3 protein-coding genes are annotated in these 2,871 nt (G+C 59.8%); 1 reads left to right on the top strand and 2 read right to left on the bottom strand.

The genetic code is table 11. From position 1 onward, the window contains the following. Positions 1-120 precede the first annotated feature (120 nt). On the top strand, positions 121-639 hold the full coding sequence (locus NW837_RS07725; RefSeq protein ID WP_414330409.1) for a hypothetical protein: 519 nt from the start codon (positions 121-123) through the stop codon (positions 637-639). A 9-nt stretch (positions 640-648) separates the two neighbouring features. Here NW837_RS07725 and NW837_RS07720 read toward each other — a convergent pair whose 3' ends face one another. Further along, the gene (locus NW837_RS07720) at positions 649-2,430 is read right to left on the bottom strand and encodes an NADPH-dependent assimilatory sulfite reductase hemoprotein subunit (protein ID WP_414330406.1); all 1,782 of its coding nucleotides are present in this window, start codon (positions 2,428-2,430) and stop codon (positions 649-651) included. 153 nt (positions 2,431-2,583) lie between these two features. Beyond that, the coding region (locus NW837_RS07715) for an ATP-binding cassette domain-containing protein (RefSeq protein ID WP_414330404.1) at positions 2,584-2,871 on the bottom strand (288 nt) is incomplete at its 5' end.

Here is a 2,871-nt window from a genome sequence, read left to right as displayed (position 1 = left end):
TACCGCCTTCCTGCTCAGAGATAGGCAGGATGCGATCGCTTCTTTCCTGAACCATGTTCAGGAGAGTTCAGCCTGAATGTATCAGTACTGGCCAACCAGAGCGGGCTGAGAAGTCTGGCTTTGTTTGGTCTCAAACAACCCGAGCTGGCCATACAGCAGGCGCTGCAGGCGGGGTTGGCGCTTGGGCAGTCGGTGGTGGAGTTGAACAGGTGTTTGCGGCAACTCTCCTACCCGCAGGTCAAGCTTGCCATCGGGATCCACTACGGCCCAGTCCTTTTGCTGCCCCTCGATCCCCAAGATCCGCAGCGGTTGTCCGCCTTCGGGAAGTCGGTTCAGTTTGCCACCTGGCTGGAGTCGGTTGAGGATGTTTCGCAAGGGGGGGAACAGTCTGAGGAACAGAGCTTTCGGTTGCTCATCTCGGCAGCCGTGTATCGAGCCGTGGAAGGGCAACTCCTGCAGGTGGAGCCTCTTTCGGTGAAACCTTTTCCCAACGCCAAACCCATCCGAGTTTACAGGGTGCACCCTGACCAAGTTAGCTTGCCGGCTGGCGAGGAGCAAGCTCCAGAAGCAGCCAAGCCCGAACCGATTGGATGGCTGGAAGCGCTCCGGGAATGGCTACAGGCTTGGTCTCGTTTTTGAGGGATCCCTTCAGGCAAAAACGCCATCCCTTTGCTGAACTTGGGCCTGCAAATAGGGGATCCCCACCCGATGGCAGTAATCTCCAAAGCTCTCGCCAGGACGGCGCTCCTGCTTGTAGGCCTGCAGGAGAACTCTCATGAGCGGCACGATCTGGCTGATGTGTACCCGCTCCTGAAACACTTGCGCCAGGCGATCCCCGCGGGGGCTGGCTCCCAGCCAAATCTGGTAGTAGCCATCTGGGGCGGATCCCACCAATCCCAGTTCCGCCAAGTAGGGTCGGGCACAGCCGTTGGGGCAGCCGGTCATGCGCACCAAAAAGGGCGAATCCTGCAGATCCAGCTCCTGCAACAGCCGATCCAACTGGCGAACCAGCCCCGGCAAAGCCCGCTCCGACTCGGTAATCGCCAACCCACAGGTGGGCAGGGCAGGGCAGGCCATCGACAGCCGCACCAGTTGGGGGATCTCTTCCTTGGAAAGCACCCCGTGGGATTTGAGGATCTGGTTGATGGCCTCCCGCTGGCCATCCTCGATGTCAATAAAGATCACGTCCTGAGTGGGGGTCAGCCGCATGTCCAGAGAAAACGCCTCCACAATCCGGCGCAGTGCCGTCTTGAGCTGTCGCTCTGGGGTGTCCTGGATGCGGCCATTTTCAATGGAGATGCCCAAAAACCAACGGCCATCCCCCTGCTCGTGCCAGCCTAGGTAGTCGTCGCTGTTGGGGACAAACTTGGGCATGCGCCGGAAGGGCAACAACTTCTCCCCCAGGTACTGCTCGACCACACGGCGAAACTTGCGGATCCCCCAGTCTCTCACCAGATACTTCAGCCGCGCCTGCTTGCGATCGTGCCGGTTGCCGTAGTCCCGCTGCACCGCCAAAACGGCCTGGCAAACCCGATACACCGATTCCGGCGGGGCAAAGCAGAGCTTTTGGGCCAAAAGGGGCTGGGTTTCTTCCTTGCCGTGGGTACGCCCCATGCCCCCACCCACCACGATGTTGAAGCCCTTCAAGTTGCCCTTGCGGTCGGTGAGCACAATCAAGCCCAGGTCCTGGGAGTACACATCTACCGTGTTTTCCCCAGCTACGGTGATGGCTGTCTTGAACTTGCGGGGCAAATAGACGGGGCCATACAGAGGTTCTGGCCCCTCCAGGCGCACCCCGTTGCCCACAAACTGCTCTGCTTCCCGCACTTCCTCATCCACCGGTGGGATGGGAACCGGCTCCCCATCCACCCAGATCTCGTAGTAGGCAGAGGTCTTCGGAGCCAACAGATCCGCCAGCTTGCGGGCATACTCTTGGGCATAGCGATAGGCAGGGCGATTTTTGTAGGGGGCAACCGGTGCCATCACGTTGCGGTTGACATCGCCGCAGGCGGCCAGGGTGGATCCCATCTGTTTGAGAATGCTGGCTATGGTGGCCTTGAGGTTTTTCTTGAGGATCCCGTGTAGCTGAAACGTCTGCCGCGTTGTGGCTCGCAGGGTGCCATTGCCGTACTCATCGGCCAGCCGATCCAGGGTCAAGTAAAGCTGGGGGGGCACGTGTCCCCCGGGGATGCGGGTGCGCAACATCATCGAATAGGCCCGCTCCAGCCCCTCCTGCTTTCGCTGCTGCCGCCGATCCCGGTCGTCCTGCTGGTAAGCCCCGTGAAACTTCAGCACCTGCACCGCTGCTTCGCTGAAGTGGGTGGTGTCTTGGGCCAGCTCCTGCTGAAGGGGATCCCGTAGAAAGTGGCTGTCTGCCTTGATCTGCTCCACCTTGGAACGCTTGGCCTCGGATGGGATCATGGGGGGCATTGGTGATCTCCGGTAAACCGGTCGGAATACTTGTGAATAACAGGCTATCACCTCCTTTGAAGAGCGTCCAGTTGGAAAAGTCAGCCTCCTATCCGGGTTTTGTTCCAAACCCGCAAAACTTGTTATTTGAGTCAGCTGGAGATGTCGGCGCTTCTAGCTGGCCAGGGCTAGGCGGGCACCGTACTCCTGCACCGACCACAGTTGCCAGGCACAATTCCCCTGCAGCTCCAAGACCAAGTCGTGGTAGGCCAGGAGGGTGGGGCGATGCCCGACGCTGATGTAGGTGGTGTTCAGGTGTTGCAGCTGCAGGTAGAGCAGTTTTTCGTTGGCCACATCCAGGGCGCTGGTGGCCTCGTCCAAGATGGCGTAGCGGGGCTGGGTGATCAAAATGCGGGCAAAGGCAAGACGCTGCTGTTCCCCTAGGGAGAGAGTGCTGGCCCA

The sequence above is a fragment of the Synechococcus sp. R6-10 genome, from assembly GCF_047461815.1.
Classification (GTDB): domain Bacteria; phylum Cyanobacteriota; class Cyanobacteriia; order Thermostichales; family Thermostichaceae; genus Thermostichus.
Note: the sequence above shows the minus strand (reverse complement) of the source record. Positions and strands in the feature narration are given on the sequence as shown.